Below are 18,347 nucleotides of genomic sequence, written 5' to 3'. Positions count from 1 at the left end.
CTCCTGAGGGTTCAGCACCCAACGGTGTCGTTCTGTACGGACGCGCCGTGCCGTTTTTGCCGTTCAGATGTCCTCGATTGAACCCGTAGCCCTTGCAGGCCCGCTTTCGGAATATTCGCGCTTCCACCAGCGCCTGCGGCGCCGCTACGCGCAGGAGCTCGCGCTGCTGCCGCCCGGCGTGCCCACGCGGGACGTGCTGGGCGCGACCTGCGATGCGCTGCTGGCCGCCGGGCACGACCTGGGCGCGGCCCTGCGCATCCTGCGCCAGCTGGTGATGGAGCGGCTGATCTCCCTGGACTGCGACGCCCGCGCCCCGCTGGCCGACATCACCCTGCCCGTCACCTGGCTGGCCGAGCTGGCGCTGGACCGCGCCTGCCGCCAGGCCCGCGCCGAGCTGGACGCGCGCCACGGCGCGCCGCAGGGCCCGCAGGGCCAGCCGGTGCAACTGTGGATCGTCGGCATGGGCAAGCTCGGCGCGCGCGAGCTCAACGTGTCGAGCGACATCGACCTGATCTACATCTACGAGCACGACGGCGAGACCGCCGGCCTGCCGGACGGGCGCGGGCGCATCTCCAACCACGAATACTTCGCCCGCGCCGTCAAGACGATCTACGGCCTGGTCGGCGACACCACCGAGCATGGCTTCGTCTTCCGCGTGGACCTGGCGCTGCGGCCCAACGGCAATTCCGGCCCGCCGGCCTGCTCGCTGGCCGCGCTGGAGGAATACCTGCTGGTGCACGGGCGCGAGTGGGAGCGCTTCGCCTGGCTCAAGAGCCGCGTGGTGGCGCCGCTGGACTGCATCGCCAGCCCGGAGGTGCAGGCCCTGCGCGGCGTGGTGCTGCCCTTCGTGTTCCGCCGCTACCTGGACTACGCCGTGTTCGACGCGCTGCGCGCTTTGCACGGCCAGATCCGCGACCATGCGGCCAAGCGCAGTGCGGGCCACCCGGGGCGCGCCAACGACGTGAAGCTCTCGCGCGGCGGCATCCGCGAGATCGAGTTCACCGTGCAGCTGCTGCAGGTGGTGCGCGGCGGCCAGTTCCCCGAGCTGCGCTGCCGCCCCACGCTGGAGGCGCTGCAGCGCCTGGCGCGCGCCGGCCTCATGCCGCAGGAGACGGCCGCGCAGCTCGCCGACGCCTACACCTTCCTGCGCCGCGTGGAGCACCGCATCCAGTACCTGGACGACCAGCAGACCCATGTGCTGCCCACGCGCGACGACGACTTGGCCTGGATCGCCCAGACCCTGGGCCTGAGCTGCTGCGACTTCCTGCGCGAACTCGACGCCCACCGCGAGCTGGTGGCCCAGGAGTTCGACACCCTGCTCGGCGGCCCCGAGAAGAAGCAGTGCACGGGCGGCGGCTGCGGCGGCCCGCGCGCGGCCACATCGGGCGTGGCCGGCGCGCCGGACCTGGACGCGTTGCTCGAACAGCTGCCGCCCCGGCTGCGCGAGCGCGTGGCCGAGTGGCGCACCCACCCGCGCGTGCAGGGCCTGCGCGACGAGGCGCGCGCACGCCTGCTGCGCATCGTGCAGCGCACCGGCCGCTGGCTGGCCGACGGCAAGGCCAGCGAAGCCGCCGCCGTGCGCCTGGTGGACTGGCTGGAGCCCCTGCTGCGCCGCGAAAGCTACCTGGCACTGCTGCTGGAGCGCCCCTCGGTGCACGAGCACCTGCTGCACCTGCTGGGCGCCGCCAAGTGGCCGGCGCGCTACATGCTGCAGCACCCGGGCGTGATCGACGAGCTGGCCGGCGGCGCGCTGCTGTCCGAGCGCTTCGTGCCCGTCGATTTCGAACGCGAGCTGGGCCTGCGCCTGGCCGCGCTGCAGTCCACCGGCGAGGACGACGACGAGAACCTGCTGAACCTGCTGCGCCGCGCCCACCATGCCGAGACCTTCCGCACGCTGGCGCGCGACGTGGAGGGACGCATCACCGTCGAGCAGGTGGCCGACGACCTGTCCCTGCTGGCCGACAGCGTGCTGCGCATCACGGCCCGCTGGTGCTGGGACCGGCTGCGAAACCGCCACCGCGACACGCCGCAGTTCGCCATCATCGGCTACGGCAAGCTCGGCGGGAAGGAGCTGGGCTACGGCAGCGACCTGGACATCGTCTTCGTCTTCGACGACGACGACGAGCGCGCCTCCGAGGTCTATGCCGCCTTCGTGCGCAAGCTCATCAACTGGCTCACCGTGAAGACCGGCGAGGGCGACCTGTTCGAGATCGACACCGAGCTGCGCCCCAACGGCAACTCCGGCCTGCTGGTCACGAGCTTCAAGGCCTACGCCGACTACCAGGAGCGGCGCGGCAGCAACACCGCCTGGACCTGGGAGCACCAGGCCATGACCCGCGCGCGCTTCGTGCTGGGCAGCGAGGACCTGCACGCGCGCTTCGACTCCGTGCGCGAGGCCGTCATCACCGCCCCGCGCGACGCGGCGGCGCTGCGCGGCGAGATCCAGGCCATGCGCCAGCGCCTGTATGCCGCCCACCCCGTGCCCGCCGGGCAGTTCGAGGTCAAGCACAGCCCCGGCGGCATGCTGGATGCCGAATTCGCCGTGCAGTACCTCGTGCTGTCGCAGTCCGCCGCCCACCCCGGCCTGCAGGGCAACGTGGGCAACATCGCCCTGCTGCAGCGCGCCGAAGCCGCCGGCCTGCTGCCCGCGGGCGTGGGCCGCGCCGCCGCCGACGCCTACCGCACGCTGCGCCAGGTGCAGCACCGCGCGCGCCTCAACGAGGAGCCCACGCGGGTGCCGCAGGACGCGCTGGCCGCCGAGCGCGACGCGGTGCTGGCGCTGTGGCGCGCGGTGTTCGGCTGAACCCGCTCAGTCCACCAATTCCAAACGCCGAACGCTCTTGTGCTCCACCCAGGAGCGCGTGAGCGCGTCGAAGGCCAGGAAATGCGCGGCCGCCAGGTGCGCGTCGATCGCGGCCTGGTCGTCGTAGCGCTCGTACAGGAAGATGCGCGACGCATCGGCGAGGTCGCGGCAGATGTCGAACTGCTGGCAGCCGGGCTCGGCCGCGCGGGTCTGTCGCGCGTTCTCGGCCAGCGCGCGCTCGAAATCGGCGCGGTGTTCCGTCCGGACGGTGAAGTCGACGACCAATGCGAGGGTCATGGAGGGCTCCTTGTTCTGCCTGCGTTCAGTCCAGGCTCAGGCGCGCCTTCTGGGCCAGCGCGCTGAACTTGGCGATCTCGTCCTTGATCTGCCGCGCCATCTCGTCGGGCGTGCCGGCGACGGGCTCCGCGCCCATGTCGATCCACTGCTTGCGCATCTCGGGATCGGCCAGGATGCGGGCCACGTCCGCGTGCACCTTGTCGATGACCGGGCGCGGCGTGCCGGCGGGCGCCATCAGGCCGAACCAGGTGGCGATGTCGAAGCCCTTGAGGCCCGCCTCGGACAAGGTCGGCACGTCCGGCAGCGCCGAGGAGCGCCTGGCGGTCGCCACCGCGAGCGGGCGCAGCTTGCCGCCCTTGATGAGGGGCAGGCACGACGGCACGGTGTCGAACATCATCGTCGTCTGCCCGCCCATCAGGTCCACCAGTGCCGGGGAGCTGCCCTTGTAGGGCACGTGCAGCGTCTGCACGCCGGCCATGTCGTTGAAGTTCTCGCCGATGAGGTGGTGCGCCGTTCCGGCCCCGGTGCTGCCATAGGTCAGCTTGCCGGGCTGCGCCTTGGCCTGGGCCACGAGGTCGGCCACCGAGCGCGCGGGGTTGCTGCTGGACACCACCAGCACGTTGGGCACGACGGCCAGCACCGAGATCGGCGCCAGGTCGGTGGCGAAGTTGTAGGGCAGCTTCTTGTAGACCGTCTGCGCGATGGAGTGGTGCACCGCGCCGATCAGCAGGGTGTAGCCGTCGGGCGGCGACTTGGCGACGTAGTCCGCGCCCAGGGTCAGGCCCGCGCCCGGGCGGTTCTCCACGACGACGGGCTGCTTCCACAGCTCGGCCAGCTTCTGGCCGATGGAGCGGCCGATCTGGTCCGTGCTTCCGCCCGGGGGCGAAGGCACCACGATCTTCACGGGGCGGGCGGGCCATGCCTCGGCCAGCGCCGCGGCGGGCAATGCGGCAGCCAGGGCTGCGGCCAGCGCAGCCTTCCATAGGGGTTTCATGTCGTCTCCTTGGGATGCAGTGGTGAAGAAAAAGGACCGTCAGCGGTCGATCGCGGCGACCACCGCGCGGGTGATGGCGGCCGTGCCGTCGCTGCCGCCGAACTCCATGGGGCGCACCTGCCCCGTGGCGAACACCTGCTCCACCGCGCGCTCGATCAGCGCCGCGCCGTCGGACAGGCGCGCGTCGCCGCCGCGCCCGGCCAGCCAGTCGAGCATCATCGCGGCGGACAGCAGCATGGCGGTCGGGTTGGCCCGGCCCTGGCCCGCGATGTCGGGCGCGGTGCCGTGGGCCGGCTGGAACAGCCCCACCTTGTCGCCGATATCGCCCGAGGGCGCCATGCCCATGCCGCCCACGAGCGCGGCGATCAGGTCGGAGAGGATGTCGCCGAACATGTTCTCGGTGACCAGCACGTCGTAGGTCCAGGGCTTGAGCACCAGGTTGAGCGCCATCGCGTCGACGTAGGCGCTGTCGGCCCCGACAGCGGGATGCCGCGCCGCGACCTCCTCGAACACCTTGCGGAAGAACGCCATGGACGCGAACACGTTGGCCTTGTCGACATTGGTCACCCGGCCCGCGCTGCCCCGCTGCGCCGCCCGGCGCTCGGCCAGGCGGAAGGCGAACTCGCAGATGCGCGCCGTGCCCGCGCGCGTGATGCGCATGGTGTCGAACACCTCCTCGTCGCCGCGCACGTCGCCCCGGCCGCGCGCGTAGAACAGGCCCTCGGTGTTCTCCCGCACCAGCACCATGTCGATCTGCTGCGCCTGGGGGTGCGCCAGCGGCGTGGGCAGGCCGGGGAAGGTGCGGATGGGGCGCACGCCGGCATAGAGGTCGAAGGCCATGCGCAGGTCGATCTGCGGAATGATCTCCGTGCCGTCGGCGCCGCGCACGTGCGGCAGCCCCATGGCGCCGAAGAGGATGGCGTCGGCCGACTCGCACGCACGCAGCGTGGCGTCGGGCAGCGCCTCGCCTGTGTCCTGGTAGTGCTGCGCGCCGGCGGGCAGCCATTCGAGCGCGAAGCCCGTGCCGATGCGGCGGGCCGTGGCGGCCAGCACCGCCTCGGCCGCGCGCATGACCTCGGGGCCGATGCCGTCTCCGGCGAGCACTGCGATGTGATGACTCTGCTTCATGGATGGATGGGTGGGAGTGGAAGTGGCGAAGAAATGCGGCGGCCCTGGCCGGCGCGGACGCAGCCGGCGGACTCCGCGGGACGGCTTCAGACCTGCTGCAGCCGGTAGCGTTCGAAGATCGCGAGCAGCTCCGAGCTGGCCCGCTGGCGGTGCGCCCGGTTCACGGCCGCGGCGCCGGCCGAGTCGCCCGCGCGCAGGCAGTCCAGCAAGGCGCGGTGCTCCTGCGTGGAATTGACGGGCTTGGGACGCAGCCGCAGCGTGAACATGCGGGCGCGGTGGGCGCGGTCCCAGTGGCCGAAGACGGATTCGGCCAGCAGGCGGTTGCCCGCCAGGGTGACGAGCCGGGCATGGAAGTCTTCGTCGGCCGCAGCCCAGGCGTCGAGGTCGTCGCGCGCCAGCGCGGCCTCCATGGCGTCCGTGGCCTGCTGCAGCGGCGCGAGTTCGGCGGCCGTCGGATGGCGCTTGGCCACCATTTCCGCGGCCAGGCTTTCCAGGGCGGTGAGCACCTCGTAGATCTCCCGCATGTCCGTGGCCGACAGCGGCAGCACGCGCATGCCGCGGCGCGGCACCACCTGCACCAGCCCTTCGCGCTCCAGGCGTATCAGCGCCTCGCGCACGGGCGTTCGGCTCACGCCCAGTTCCAGGGCGATTTCCTGCTCCAGGGCTTGGTGCCCGGGAGGCCAGGCGTTGTCGAGGATGCGGCGGCGGATGGTGTCGTACACCGAGTCCTTGAGCGTGCCGGCGGTTGGCGAAGGAATGGAAGAAGTCATGGCGGGATTTAATGTATACGTTAATGCATCCATACACAAATCCCTTGCGGCAGGGATAACCCTGAATGCTTCAGGGAAGTTGCGTGGACTACCAAAAAGATAGCTGCTTGCGCTTACCAGAAGAGCGCTAGAGCCGATTTTCATCAAAATAAAACAAACGTTTGATTCATCGTGGTGTAATGCGCGGCGATGAGCACCATCGCGCCACCCCCGTCCAGTCCGGAGACAAGCCAGACGCGCACGCGGCTGCTGCTGGCCGCGCTCAAGCTGTTCTCCGAGCAGGGATACGCCAAGACCTCCATCCGTGCCATCGCCGCCGAGGCGCAGGCCAACGTGGCGGCGGTGAGCTACTACTTCGGCGACAAGGCGGCGCTGTATGCGGCGCTGTTCTCCGACTCCTTCGGCTCGCTGCACGCGCTGGTGCCCGACTTCACCCGCCCGGGCCTGAGCCTGCGCGCCGCGCTGCGCTGCTTCTTCCAGGGCGCCCTGGGGCCGCTGCACCATGGCGCCATCGCGCGCCAGGTGGTGCGGCTGCACATCCGCGAGATGCTGGAGCCCACCGCGCAGTGGCAGATCGAGCTGGAGCGCGACGTGCGCGCGCCCAACGAGGCCATGGCCGCCCTGCTGTGCCGCCACCTGGGGCTGGCGGCGCCCGACGACGACCTGCACCGCCTCACGCTGACTCTCACCGGCATGGCCTTCCAGCTCTGGGGCCATCAGGAAGTGGTGGCCGCCATGCAGCCGCACCTGCTGGCCACGCCCGAGGCCGTGGACCGCTGGGCCGAGCAGCTGACCGAATTCGCGCTGGCCATGGTGGCCACCGAACGCCGCCGCCGCGCCCGCGCGGCACGCCCCGCCCCCTCTTCCCCTTCGCGCCGCCGCCCACCCGCCCCATGACGCCTTTCCGTCCCTCCCGTCTCGCGCTCGCCGCCCTGCCCCTGCTGCTGGCCGCCTGCGCCGTGCAGCGCCCGCCCGCGCAGGCCCCGGCCCCCACGCCCGCCGGCTGGCACGCGCCCGTGCCCCACCAGGGCAGCGTGGCCGACCTGGCACGCTGGTGGGAGCAGCACGCCGACCCGCTGCTGGGCGAGCTGGTGCGCGACGCGCAGGCGCTGAGCCCCACCGTGGCCCAGGCAGGCGCGCAGCTGGCGCAGGCGCGCGCGCAGCAGGTGGCGGCGCGCGCGGCGCTGCTGCCCGCGCTGGACGCGCAGGCCAACGCCAGCCGCGGCTTCAACGAACAGGTGGGCGGCATCGCCACCGTGGCCCAGGCGGGGCTGCAGGCGGGCTGGGAGATCGACCTGTTCGGCCGCAATGCGGCCGTGGAGGACGCCGCGCGCGAGCGCCTGGCGGGCGCCCGCGCCCAGTGGCACGAGGCGCGCGTCTCCGTGGCCGCCGAGGTGGCGCTGCAGTACAGCGGCTGGCACCACTGCATGCGCCAGCTCGCGGTGGCGCAGGCCGATGCGCGCTCGCGCGGCGAGACGGCGCGGCTGGCGCAGGAGAGCGAGCGCGCCGGCTTCACCGCCCCCGCCACCGCCGCGCTGGCCACGGCCAGCCATGCCGACGCGCTGGGGCGCGCCGCGCAGCAGCGGCTGCAGTGCGAGATCGATGTGAAGACGCTGGTGGCCCTCACGGGCCGCACCGAGCCGGCGCTGCGGGCGCAGCTGGCCGCCGCGCCGCCGCTGCGTCCGCAGGACGCGCTGTTCGCCATCGGCAGCCTGCCCGCGCAAACCCTGGCCCAGCGCCCCGACGTGTACGCCGCCGAGCGCGAGGTGGCCGCCGCCAGCGCCGAGGTGGGCGACGCCCAGGCCCAGCGGCTGCCGCGCGTCACGCTCAGCGGCTCCATCGGCCGCGGCCTGGTGCGCAGCGGCGGCGTGGAGGTCACCAGCAACACCTGGTCCATCGGCCCCGTGGCGGTGACGCTGCCGCTCTTCGACGGCGGGCGCCGCGCGGCGCAGGTGGACGCGGCCCGCGCACGCTACGACAGCGCCGTGCAGCGCTACCACGCCCAGGTGCGCCAGGCCGTGGGCGAGGTGGAGCAGGCGCTGGTGCGCCTGGACAGCACTGCCGGCCGCAGCGCCGATGCGCGCCGCGCGGCCGACGGCTACCGCCGCTCGTTCGAGGCCACGCAGGCGCGCTGGACCGCCGGCATGGCCAGCCTGGTGGAGCTGGAGGATGCGCGCCGCACGCAGCTCGCCTCCGAGACCGCGCTGGTCGCGCTCGAACAGGAGCGCATGGCCGCGTGGATCGCCCTGTATCGCGCCGCCGGCGGCGGCTGGTCCGAAGCCGCCCCCACGCCCTGAACCCTTGCACCCCGACATTCCAACGGATGCCTTCCATGCAACGCCTGACTTCTTCCTCCTCCCTCATTGCCGCGGCCGTGCTGGCCGCGCTGGCCGCCGGCGGCGCGCTGGTGGCCACCGGCCCGTCGCGCGCGGCGCAGGAGGCGCCCGCCGCCGCGCCGCGCCCCGCCCTCACCGTGGTCGCCACGCAGCCGGTGCGTGGCGCGGTGGCCGAGCGCCTGCCGGCCAACGGCAACGTGGCCGCATGGCAGGAGGCCAGCATCGGCGCCGAGGTGAGCGGCCTGCGCCTGACCGAGGTGCGCGTGAACGTGGGCGACGCGGTGCGCGCCGGCCAGGTGCTGGCCACCTTCGCGCCCGAGACCATCCAGGCCGACGTGGCCCAGGCCCGCGCCAGCGTGGCGGAGGCGCGCGCCGCGCTGGGCGAGGCCCAGGCCAACGCCGACCGGGCGCGCACGCTCAGCGCCTCGGGCGCCTTGAGCCAGCAGCAGATCCAGCAGTACGCCACCGCCGCGCAGACGGCCCAGGCGCGCGTGGAGGCCGCGCAGGCCGCGCTCAACGCGCAGCAGCTGCGCCTGAAGCACACGCAGGTGCTGGCGCCCGACAGCGGCGTGATCTCCGCGCGCACGGCCACCGTGGGCGCGGTGGTGGGCGCGGGCACGGAGCTGTTCCGCATGGTGCGCAAGGGCCGGCTGGAATGGCGCGCGGAGGTCACCTCCAGCGACCTGCCGCGCCTGCGCCCCGGCGCCAGGGCCACCGTCACCGCCGCCAGCGGCGCGCAGGTGGAGGGCACGGTGCGCATGCTCGCGCCCACGGTGGACCCGCAGACGCGCAACGCGCTGGTCTACGTGGATCTGCCCGCGCACCCGGACATCCGCGCCGGCATGTTCGCGCGCGGCGAATTCCTGCTGGGCGCGCGCGACGCGCTGTCGGTGCCGCTGTCGGCCGTGGTGGTGCGCGACGGGTTCAGCCACGTCTTCGCGCTGGAAGCATTCGACCAGGGCGAGCGCGTGCGCATGCGCCGCGTGCAGACCGGCCAGCGCACCGGCGCGAATGTGGAGATCACCGAAGGCCTGGAGCCCGGCGCGCGCATCGTGCAGCAGGGCGGCGCCTTCCTGAACGACGGCGACGTGGTGCGCGTGGCCGCGGCATCAGAGCAAAAACAGCCTCCAGCGCCCGCCAGTCGAGCGCAACCAGCTACGAAATAAGGAGCATCGGCCATGAACCTGTCCGCCTGGTCGATCAGGAACCCCATTCCGGCGGCGATGCTGTTCGTGCTGCTGACGCTGGCCGGCCTGCTGTCGTTCCGCGCCATGAAGGTGCAGAACTTTCCCGACATGGACCTGCCCGTGGTCATGGTCACCGCCGCGCTGCCGGGCGCGGCGCCGGGACAGCTCGAATCGGACGTAGCGCGCAAGATTGAGAACGCCATCGCCACCACGCAGGGCCTCAAGCACATCACCACCACGCTGGTGGACGGCACGGCCACCATCGCCGCCGAGTACCAGCTCGAAAAGCCCGTGCAGGAGGCGGTGGACGACGTGCGCTCGGCCGTCTCGCGCGTGCGCGCCGACATGCCGGCCGACCTGCGCGACCCCATCGTCACCAAGCTGGAGCTGTCCAGCCAGCCCATCCTGGCGTTCGCCATCGCGTCGAGCAAGCTGGACAACCAGGAGCTGTCGTGGTTCGTGGACGACACGCTCACGCGCCGCCTGCTGGCCGTGCCCGGCGTGGGCGCGGTCGCGCGCGTGGGCGGCGTCACGCGTGAGGTGCGCGTGGCGCTGGACCCGCTGCGCCTGCAGGCCCTGGGCGCCACGGCGGCTGAGGTGTCGCGCCAGCTGCGCCAGGTGCAGGTGGAGAACGCGGGCGGGCGCGCCGAGCTGGGCGGCGCCGAGCAGCCCCTGCGCACGCTGGCCACGGTGCAGACGGCGCAGGAGATCGCGGCGCTGGAGATCCCCATCTCCGGCGGGCGCCGCATCCGCCTGGACCAGGTGGCGACGGTGACCGACACGGTGGCCGAACCGCGCACCGCCGCGCTGCTGAACGACCAGCCGGTGATCGGCTTCGAGGTCTCGCGCAGCCGCGGCGCGAGCGAGGTGGAGGTGGGTGCGGGCGTGCAGAAGGCGCTGGACGCGCTGCAGGCCGAGCAGCCGCACCTGAAGCTCACGCGCACGGTGGACTTCGTGGACATCGCGCAGGACGAGTACGACAGCTCCATGAAGCTGCTCTACGAGGGCGCCATCCTCGCGGTGGTGGTGGTGTGGCTGTTCCTGCGCGACTGGCGCGCCACAATCGTCTCGGCCGTGGCGCTGCCGCTGTCGGTGATCCCGGCGTTCATCGGCATGCACCTGCTGGGCTTCTCGATCAACATCATCACGCTGCTGGCGCTGTCGCTGGTGGTGGGCATCCTGGTGGACGACGCCATCGTGGAGGTGGAGAACATCGTGCGCCACCTGCGCATGGGCAAGACGCCCTACCAGGCGGCCATGGAGGCGGCCGACGAGATCGGCCTGGCCGTGATCGCCACCACCTTCACGCTGATCGCGGTGTTCCTGCCCACGGCGTTCATGAGCGGCATCGCCGGGCGCTTCTTCAAGCAGTTCGGCTGGACGGCGGCGCTGGCGGTGTTCGCCTCGCTGGTCGTGGCGCGGCTGCTCACGCCGATGATGGCCGCCTACATCATGAAGCCCATCGTGGCGGCGGAGAAGGAGCCGCGCTGGCTCGCTGCCTACATGCGCGCATCGCACTGGTGCCTGCGGCACCGGGTGCTCACGCTCATCGGCGCGCTGCTGTTCTTCGTGGGGTCGCTGGCGCTGATCCCGCTGCTGCCCTCGGGCTTCATTCCGGCCGACGACAACGCGCAGACCCAGGTGACGCTGGAGCTGCCGCCCGGCAGCAAGCTGGCCGACACGCGCGCCGCCGTGGCCCTGGCCACCGGGCGCGCCATGGCCGTGGGCCACGTGGAGAGCATCTACACCACCATCGGCGGCGGCTCGGCCGGCGCCGATCCGTTCGCCGGCAGCGGAGCGGCGGACCCGCGCAAGGCCACGCTCACGCTGCGCATGGCGCCGCGCCACGAGCGCCCGCTCAAGCAGGAGATCGAGCAGCGCCTGCGCGCGGCCATGCAGGACGTGCCCGGCGTGCGCGTGAAGGTGGGCCTGGGCGGGTCGAACGACAAGTACATCCTGGCGCTGGCCAGCGAAGACCCGCAGGCCCTGGCCGACGCGGCGCGCGCGGTGGAGCGCGACCTGCGCACCATCCCCGGCATCGGTGGCATCGGCTCCACCGCCAGCCTGGTGCGCCCGGAGATCGCCGTGCGCCCCGACTTCGCGCGCGCCGCCGATCTGGGCGTGACTTCGCAAGCAATCGCCGAGACGCTGCGCGTGGCGACCGTGGGCGACTACGAGCAGTACCTGCCCAAGCTCAACCTGGCGCAGCGGCAGGTGCCCATCGTCGTGCGCCTGGATGACGCGGCGCGCGAAGACCTGTCGGTGCTGGAGCGCCTGGCCGTGCCCGGCGCGCACGGGCCGGTGCGGCTGGGCGAAGTGGCGCAGCTCGCGGTGGCGGGCGGGCCGGCCGTCATCAGCCGCTACGACCGCTCGCGCAACGTGAACTTCGAGATCGAGCTGGGCAGCCGCGGCCTGGGCGAGGTGACGGAGGCCGTGCGCCAGCTGCCCGCCGTGCGCGGCCTGCCCGCCAGCGTGCGCCTGATCGACGTGGGTGACGCCGAGATGATGGGCGAGCTGTTCGCCAGCTTCGGCCTGGCCATGCTCACCGGCGTGGTGTGCATCTACATCGTGCTGGTGCTGCTGTTCAAGGACTTCCTGCAGCCGGTCACCATCCTGGCCGCGCTGCCGCTGTCGCTGGGCGGCGCGTTCGTCGCGCTGCTGCTGGCGGGCAAGAGCTTCTCGATGCCCTCGCTGATCGGGCTCATCATGCTCATGGGCATCGCCACCAAGAACTCCATCCTGCTCGTGGAATACGCCATCGTGGCGCGGCGCGACCATGGCATGAGCCGCATCGACGCCCTGCTGGACGCCTGCCACAAGCGCGCACGCCCCATCATCATGACCACGCTGGCCATGGGCGCGGGCATGATGCCCATCGCGCTGGCGCTGGGCGGCGCGGACATGAGCTTCCGCTCGCCCATGGCCGTGGCGGTGATCGGCGGGCTCATCACCTCCACCGTGCTCAGTCTGCTGGTGGTGCCGGCCGTGTTCACCTACGTGGACGATTTCGAGCGCTGGCTGCGCCGACGCGTGCTGCGGCGCGCGGACGGCGCCGGATAATGGGCCGCCATGCACCTCGTCGCGCTGAACATCGATTCCATCCATCTCGGCCATCCGCTGCCGTTCGCGCTGCGCGGGGCCGATGGCGCGCTGCTGGCCCACAAGGGCTACGTGATCCGCAACCGCGCGGAGCTGGACGTGCTGCTGGCCCGGGGCCTGCAGCTGTGCGTGGACACGGACGAGTCCGGCGACAGCCACCGCGCCTACCTGGCCCAGCTGCAGCAGATGCTGCTGTCGGAGAACCCGCTGGGGCAGATCGCCTCCATGAAGATCACCGCCGCCGCGCAGGGCCCGCAGGGCACCGCGCAGAGCGGGGTTCCTGACTGGGCCGAACTGCAGCTGCACGCCACGCAGCTGCTGCGCGCGCCCTCCGCGGCCGATTTCCCGCGGCGGCTGCAGGCGCTGCGCGAGGCGCTGGCGCGCCACTGCCAGCAGACGCCCGACGCGACGCTGCTCGCGCTGGTCTACCTGTCCGCGCAGGAGACCCGCCTCTACAGCGCCACGCACGCCCTGCTGGTGGCCTGCGTCTGCATGGTGGTGGCGCACGAGACGCTGCGCTGGCCGCAGGAGCGGGTGGACCGGCTGGGGCAGGCGGCGCTGTCGATGAATGTCGCCATGACCGCGCTGCAGGACCAGCTCGCCCAGCAGACCCAGCCGCTGACCGCCGCGCAGGTGCAGTCCATCCAGGGCCATGCCGAGCTTTCCGAGGCGCAGCTGCGCCAGCTCGGCGTGGCCGACCCGGCGTGGCTGGAGGCCGTGCGGCACCACCACCGCCGCACGCCCGGCCCCCTGGCCGCGCGCAGCGAAGGCCAGCAGATGGCCCGGCTCATCCAGCGCGCCGACGTGTTCGGCGCGCGCATCGCCCCGCGCGCCACGCGCCCCCCATGGCGGTGACGGCGGCCATGCAGGCCAGCTACTACGACGAGGAGCGCCAGGTGGACGAGGCCGGCGCGGCGCTGGTCAAGACGCTGGGCGTGTACCCGCCGGGCACCTTCGTGCGGCTGGCCAGCCAGGAGGTGGGCGTGGTGCTGCGGCGCGGCGCCAGCGCCACCACGCCGCGCGTGGCCGTGGTGCTCAACCGCGACGGCCTGCCCACCGGCGAGATGATCCCGCGCGACACGGCGCAGCCCGGCTGGAAGGTGTCCGCCCCGGTAGCGCGGCACGAGGTGCGGGTGCAGGTGCAGCTGCCGCGCCTGCTGGCCCTTGTCTGAACGTGATGGTCGCAACCATCTGAAACCCTTGCGCACGCGGGTGCTTCCCGGGCATACCATGCAGCCGGGCGCCCGCTGCGCTCCAATGACCTTCCACCGTTGCTCCACACACTGCCATGCGCCGCCTCTATCTGCCCTTGATCTGCTGCGCGCTGCTGGGGGCCTCGCCGCTCGCGCGGGCCGCCCCGGACGCCGCCTGCCCCGCGCTGCTGGACCACACCGTCCTGCGGCTGCAGGACGAGGCGCCGCAGTCGCTGTGCCAGTACGCCGGCAAGGTGCTGCTGGTGGTCAACACCGCGAGCTACTGCGGCTTCACCGGGCAGTACGAGGGCCTGGAGGCGCTGCACGCGCGCTACCGCGACCGGGGGCTGGTGGTGCTGGGCTTTCCGTCGAACGACTTCGCGCAGGAAACGGGCAGCAACGCCGAGATCGCCGAGTTCTGCGCCAACACCTTCGGCGTGCGCTTTCCCATGTTCACCAAGGGCCACGTGCGCGGCGCGCAGGCGGCGCCGCTGTACCGCGCGCTGGCCGCGGCGTCCGACGGGCAGACGCCGCGCTGGAACTTCCACAAGTACCTGGTGAGCCGCTCCGGCCGGGTGGTGGGCAGCTACGGCAGCTCCGTTGCGCCGGACAACGGGGCGCTGGTGCAGGCCATCGAGCGGCAGCTGGCGGCGCCGCGTTGAGCGCCGTCCGGTTTTTCACATTTTTTGAGAAAAAGGGCTGGAACTTTCGCCAAGCAGCCCCACTCTAGGAGGTACCCGTCGGCGAGAATGTTCGCGCGGCACTGCAAGACACTGTTTTTCATGTTGCGAAGCCTTCCGGACCTGTTCCGGATGCAATCCTGAGGCGCTTCTCCTCCCTCCCTCTCTTACTTCGTTTCAGGGCGCTTCGCAACTTTTTTATATGCGCAAAAAAGCGCGCCTTCCCCGGCGGAAGGCGCGCTTTTTTCATGGGGCCGTCAGTGCGGCGGCTGGGTGTCCGCGAAGCTGGGACGCTGCATGAGCTTGTCGAGCAGGCGGCCCAGGTGGGGGTGGTCGGTGCGCCACGCCAGCTGCGGGAAACGGAATTCCAGCCACGCCAGCGTGCAGCCCACGACGATGTCCGACAGGCTCAGGTGCACGCCGCTGCAGTACGGCTTGTCGCCCAGCCCCTGGGCCATGGCCTGCAGGCCCGCGCGCACCTTGCCCATCTGCCTATCGATCCAGGCCTGGCTGCGCTCGCCGTCCTTGCGGTGGGGCCAGGTGGCTTCCAGCCGTGCAAGGATGGCGGCGTCCAGCACGCCGTCGGCCAGCGCTTCCCAGGTCTTGACCTCGGCGCGCTCGCGGCCCTGGGCGGGGATGAGCCGGCCCACGGGCGAGAGGGTGTCGAGGTATTCGACGATCACGCGCGAGTCGAACACCGCCTCGCCGCCTTCCATCACCAGGCAGGGCACCTTGCCCAGGGGGTTGGAGGCGTTGATGGCCGTCTCCTCGGACCATACGTCTTCCGTCTGGAAGCGGTAATCCAGTTTCTTTTCGGCCAGCACCACGCGCACCTTGCGCACATAGGGGCTCGTGGGAGATCCGATGAGTTTCATGGCTGGGGTCGCGCCGCGCGGGCGGCTTGTGTGGTGGGGGGCGGCCGATTCTAGCCAGACCTCGCGCCGGGGGCGCGCACCTACAATCGGCGCCCATGAGCCTGTCCACCATCACCGCCCTGTCCCCCCTCGACGGCCGCTACGCCGCCAAACTGTCCGCCCTGCGCCCCATCATGAGCGAGCACGGCTACATGCACCGCCGCGTGCAGGTGGAGGTGGCGTGGTTCATCGCGCTGTCGGATGCGGGCTTCGCGGAGTTTCCACCGCTGTCCACGGGCGCGCGCGCCTACCTGCTGGGCTTGGTGCGGCACTTCTCCGAGGCCGATTCGGCCGCCATCAAGGAGATAGAGAAGACCACCAACCACGACGTGAAGGCGGTGGAATACTGGATCAAGTCCAAGTTCGAGGCCCGCCCCGAGCTGGAAAAGGCCGCCGAGTTCGTGCACTTCGCCTGCACCAGCGAAGACATCAACAACACCAGCCACGCGCTGCAACTGCGCTCGGGCCGCGACCAAGTGATCCTGCCGGGGCTGGACCGCATCGTGCTCAAGCTGCGCGAAATGGCCCACCAGTTCGCCGACGTGCCCATGCTCAGCCGCACCCACGGCCAGACGGCCAGTCCCACCACCGTGGGAAAGGAGCTGGCCAACGTGGTGGTGCGCCTGCAGGGCGCCGTTGCTGCAATAGCCGCGGTGAAGATCCTCGGCAAGATGAATGGCGCGGTGGGCAACTACAACGCCCACCTGTCGGCCTGGCCCGAGTTCGACTGGGAGGCCTTCAGCCGCAAGGTGGTCGAGACGCCCGAACCGCAGGGCCTGGGCCTCACCTTCCAGCCCTACAGCATCCAGATCGAGCCGCACGACTACATGGCCGAGCTGTTCGACGCCGTGGCCCGCGCCAATACCATCCTGGTGGACCTGTCGCGCGACGTGTGGGGCTATGTGAGCCTGGGCTACTTCAAGCAAAAGCTCAAGGCGGGCGAGATCGGCTCGTCCACCATGCCGCACAAGGTCAACCCCATCGACTTCGAGAACGCCGAAGGCAACCTGGGCTTGGCCAACGCGCTGCTGCGCCACCTGTCGGACAAGCTGCCCGTGAGCCGCTGGCAGCGCGACCTGACGGACAGCACCGTGCTGCGCAACATCGGCGTGGCGCTGGGCTACGCGACGCTGGCCTATACCTCGCTGATGACGGGCCTGAACAAGCTCGAACTCAACCAGCAGGCGCTGGCCAGCGACCTGGACACGAGCTGGGAAGTGCTGGCCGAGCCCATCCAGACCGTCATGCGCCGCTACGGCGTGGCCGGCGCCTACGAGAAGCTCAAGGAAGTCACGCGCGGCCAGACGGTGACGGCCGAGGCGCTGCACGCGCTCGTCAAAGGCCTGGAGATCCCGCAGGCCGACAAGGACCGCCTGCTGGCGATGACCCCTGGCAGCTACACCGGCAAGGCCGCCGAGCTGGCCCGCCGGGTGTAAAAAACCATAGCTGCCTGCGCTTTCCTGCCGGGCATTTGCAATACAAAGAGCTGCCAAAGCGAGCGATAGCAAGCACAGGCAGCTCTTGTTTTTGAAGCATCCATGGCCCTCAAATCCACCATCTTCAAGGCGAACCTGCAGATCGCCGACATCGACCACGGCTACTACGCCGACCACCAGCTCACCCTGGCGCGCCACCCCAGCGAGACGGACGAACGCATGATGGTGCGCCTGGCGGCGCTGGCGCTCAACGCCTGGCAGCTGCAGGCGCTGTGCCAGGGCGACGGCCAGCTCGCCTTCGGCGCGGGCCTGTCCGACCCGGACGACCCGGACATCTCGCTGACCGACTTCACCGGCCGCAAGCGCCTGTGGATCGAGGTCGGCCAGCCCGAGGACAAGCCCCTGGCCAAGGCCGCCAGCAAGGCGGACGCGGTGCTGGTCTACGCCTTCCACCACGCGGCCGAGGTCTGGTGGAAGGGCATCGAGAACAAGCTGACGCGCCAGGACCGCCTGCAGGTCTGGCGCCTGCCGAGCGAATCGGCGCAGCAGCTCGTCCAGCTGGCCGAGCGCAGCATGCAGCTGCAGGCCACGGTGCAGGAAGGCGCGCTCACGCTCGGCAGCGAGCGCGGCAGCGTGCACGTGGAGCCGCTGCGCTGGAAATAGCGCCGGGCTTTTTCAGCGCGGCATCAGCGCGCCGCAGTTCCAGCACTGCTCGAAACCGCCCTCGACGCGCTCGCCGCAGCCGGGGCACAGCCACTGGCGCTGGGGCAGGCGCTCCAGGTCGCGCAGCAGTTCGCGGGCGCGCTCGGCATGCTCCGCATGGGTCAGCCAGATCTCGGGCAGGCACTCGCCCGGCGGCAAATGCCCGGCCGCCGCGCCCAGGTGCTGGCGCTGCACCGACGCGGGCATGCCAGCCTCGCACAGCAGGTCACTCCACAGCGTGGCGATGGCGATGTTGGGTGCCTGGGTCAAGCGCAGCATGCGGCCCACGATAGCCGCGAAGCGCAGGGCGTAAAGCCGGCCCGTCAGATCCCTTCGGCCGCCCGCTCGGCATAGCGCGTGAAGCGCAGCGCCGTGCCCTCGCGCGTGATGCGCCGCCACACGGCGCGCTTGTCCGCCGGGCCCATGGACAGCCAGTGCTGCACCTCGGCGAAGCTGCGCCCGCAGCCCTTGCACCATTCGTCGCCCTGGCTCGTGGAGCAGATGGCGATGCAGGGCGTGTCGGGCGTGGTGGCGTACCAGTCCAGCCAAGCCGCCATGGCCGGGGCCGGCATGTCCTGCGGCGCGATCTCGTGCACGCGCGCGAACACCATGCGCCCATACACCTCGGCCAGCGCCGCCAGCCCGGGCGCCAGCGCCACGCCGTCGGGCGACGGCGCACGGGCGCGCCAGTGGTTGATGGCGGCCTCAATGTCGGTGATGTGGATGGCGGCGGTCATGTGCGGGAGAAAAGGAGGGGGCATGATAGTGCGCCCTCCGCCGCCCCTTGCGCAGCCACGGTTATGCGTGT

Annotated in this window: 15 protein-coding genes and 1 pseudogene; 9 read left to right on the top strand and 7 right to left on the bottom strand. The window is 71.5% G+C overall.

Translation table 11 applies throughout. The features are described from left to right. The first annotated feature begins 67 nt into the window (after positions 1-67). Positions 68-2,803: a bifunctional [glutamate--ammonia ligase]-adenylyl-L-tyrosine phosphorylase/[glutamate--ammonia-ligase] adenylyltransferase gene (gene glnE / locus AAG689_RS23285; protein ID WP_406623984.1), complete on the top strand. Its 2,736-nt coding sequence runs from the start codon at positions 68-70 to the stop codon at positions 2,801-2,803. A 6-nt stretch (positions 2,804-2,809) separates the two neighbouring features. Here glnE and AAG689_RS23280 read toward each other — a convergent pair whose 3' ends face one another. The 4 genes from AAG689_RS23280 to AAG689_RS23265 form a co-directional block, all read right to left on the bottom strand. Continuing rightward, on the bottom strand, positions 2,810-3,100 hold the full coding sequence (locus AAG689_RS23280; protein ID WP_406623983.1) for a putative quinol monooxygenase: 291 nt from the start codon (positions 3,098-3,100) through the stop codon (positions 2,810-2,812). Positions 3,101-3,125: 25 nt separating this feature from the next. Continuing rightward, positions 3,126-4,094, bottom strand: coding sequence for a tripartite tricarboxylate transporter substrate binding protein (locus tag AAG689_RS23275; protein ID WP_406623982.1), 969 nt, complete (start codon positions 4,092-4,094; stop codon positions 3,126-3,128). Between the two features lie 39 nt (positions 4,095-4,133). Then, positions 4,134-5,222 carry an isocitrate/isopropylmalate dehydrogenase family protein gene (locus tag AAG689_RS23270; protein WP_406623981.1) on the bottom strand — a complete coding sequence of 363 codons (1,089 nt, stop codon included), beginning with the start codon at positions 5,220-5,222 and terminating at the stop codon, positions 4,134-4,136. An 86-nt stretch (positions 5,223-5,308) separates the two neighbouring features. After that, positions 5,309-5,992, bottom strand: a complete 684-nt coding sequence (locus AAG689_RS23265) for a GntR family transcriptional regulator (protein ID WP_406623979.1) — start codon at positions 5,990-5,992, stop codon at positions 5,309-5,311. Between the two features lie 189 nt (positions 5,993-6,181). Between AAG689_RS23265 and AAG689_RS23260 the strand changes: the two genes are divergently transcribed. The 6 genes and pseudogenes from AAG689_RS23260 to AAG689_RS23235 all read left to right on the top strand — a co-directional run bounded on the left by AAG689_RS23260 (position 6,182) and on the right by AAG689_RS23235 (position 14,469). Continuing rightward, complete coding sequence (locus AAG689_RS23260) at positions 6,182-6,889, top strand: CerR family C-terminal domain-containing protein (protein ID WP_406623978.1); 708 nt, start codon at positions 6,182-6,184, stop codon at positions 6,887-6,889. Next, positions 6,886-8,289 carry an efflux transporter outer membrane subunit gene (locus AAG689_RS23255; RefSeq protein WP_406623977.1) on the top strand — a complete coding sequence of 468 codons (1,404 nt, stop codon included), beginning with the start codon at positions 6,886-6,888 and terminating at the stop codon, positions 8,287-8,289. Before AAG689_RS23260 ends, AAG689_RS23255 begins: the two co-directional genes overlap by 4 nt. Before the next feature lie 35 nt (positions 8,290-8,324). Continuing rightward, complete coding sequence (locus tag AAG689_RS23250; RefSeq protein WP_406623976.1) at positions 8,325-9,494, top strand: efflux RND transporter periplasmic adaptor subunit; 1,170 nt, start codon at positions 8,325-8,327, stop codon at positions 9,492-9,494. Positions 9,495-9,506: 12 nt separating this feature from the next. Continuing rightward, positions 9,507-12,575, top strand: coding sequence for an efflux RND transporter permease subunit (locus AAG689_RS23245; RefSeq protein WP_406623975.1), 3,069 nt, complete (start codon positions 9,507-9,509; stop codon positions 12,573-12,575). 9 nt (positions 12,576-12,584) lie between these two features. After that, positions 12,585-13,786 (top strand): annotated as a pseudogene (locus AAG689_RS23240) (HD-GYP domain-containing protein). 116 nt (positions 13,787-13,902) lie between these two features. Continuing rightward, a complete protein-coding gene (locus AAG689_RS23235; RefSeq protein ID WP_406623974.1) occupies positions 13,903-14,469 on the top strand; it encodes a glutathione peroxidase in 567 nt (188 codons plus the stop codon). 275 nt (positions 14,470-14,744) lie between these two features. On the opposite strand, the gene AAG689_RS23230 is transcribed toward AAG689_RS23235, so the two are convergent. After that, positions 14,745-15,362 carry a glutathione S-transferase family protein gene (locus AAG689_RS23230; protein ID WP_406623973.1) on the bottom strand — a complete coding sequence of 206 codons (618 nt, stop codon included), beginning with the start codon at positions 15,360-15,362 and terminating at the stop codon, positions 14,745-14,747. A gap of 95 nt (positions 15,363-15,457) precedes the next feature. Here AAG689_RS23230 and purB point away from each other — a divergent pair, with 95 nt between their 5' ends. Both purB and AAG689_RS23220 read left to right on the top strand, forming a co-directional pair. After that, positions 15,458-16,837, top strand: coding sequence for an adenylosuccinate lyase (gene purB, locus AAG689_RS23225; RefSeq protein ID WP_406623972.1), 1,380 nt, complete (start codon positions 15,458-15,460; stop codon positions 16,835-16,837). Positions 16,838-16,939: 102 nt separating this feature from the next. Then, entirely contained in the window at positions 16,940-17,500 is a 561-nt protein-coding gene (locus AAG689_RS23220) for a YaeQ family protein (protein WP_406623971.1), read from the top strand. 12 nt (positions 17,501-17,512) lie between these two features. Here the strand turns inward: AAG689_RS23220 and AAG689_RS23215 are convergent, their stop codons facing one another. Both AAG689_RS23215 and AAG689_RS23210 read right to left on the bottom strand, forming a co-directional pair. Beyond that, entirely contained in the window at positions 17,513-17,818 is a 306-nt protein-coding gene (locus AAG689_RS23215; RefSeq protein WP_034690882.1) for a putative signal transducing protein, read from the bottom strand. A 44-nt stretch (positions 17,819-17,862) separates the two neighbouring features. Beyond that, entirely contained in the window at positions 17,863-18,276 is a 414-nt protein-coding gene (locus AAG689_RS23210) for a DUF3717 domain-containing protein (protein ID WP_406623970.1), read from the bottom strand. Between the last annotated feature and the right edge of the window lie 71 nt (positions 18,277-18,347).

Source organism: Acidovorax sp. SDU_ACID1, assembly GCF_045291395.1.
Taxonomy (GTDB): domain Bacteria; phylum Pseudomonadota; class Gammaproteobacteria; order Burkholderiales; family Burkholderiaceae_C; genus MR-S7.
Note: the sequence above shows the minus strand (reverse complement) of the source record. Positions and strands in the feature narration are given on the sequence as shown.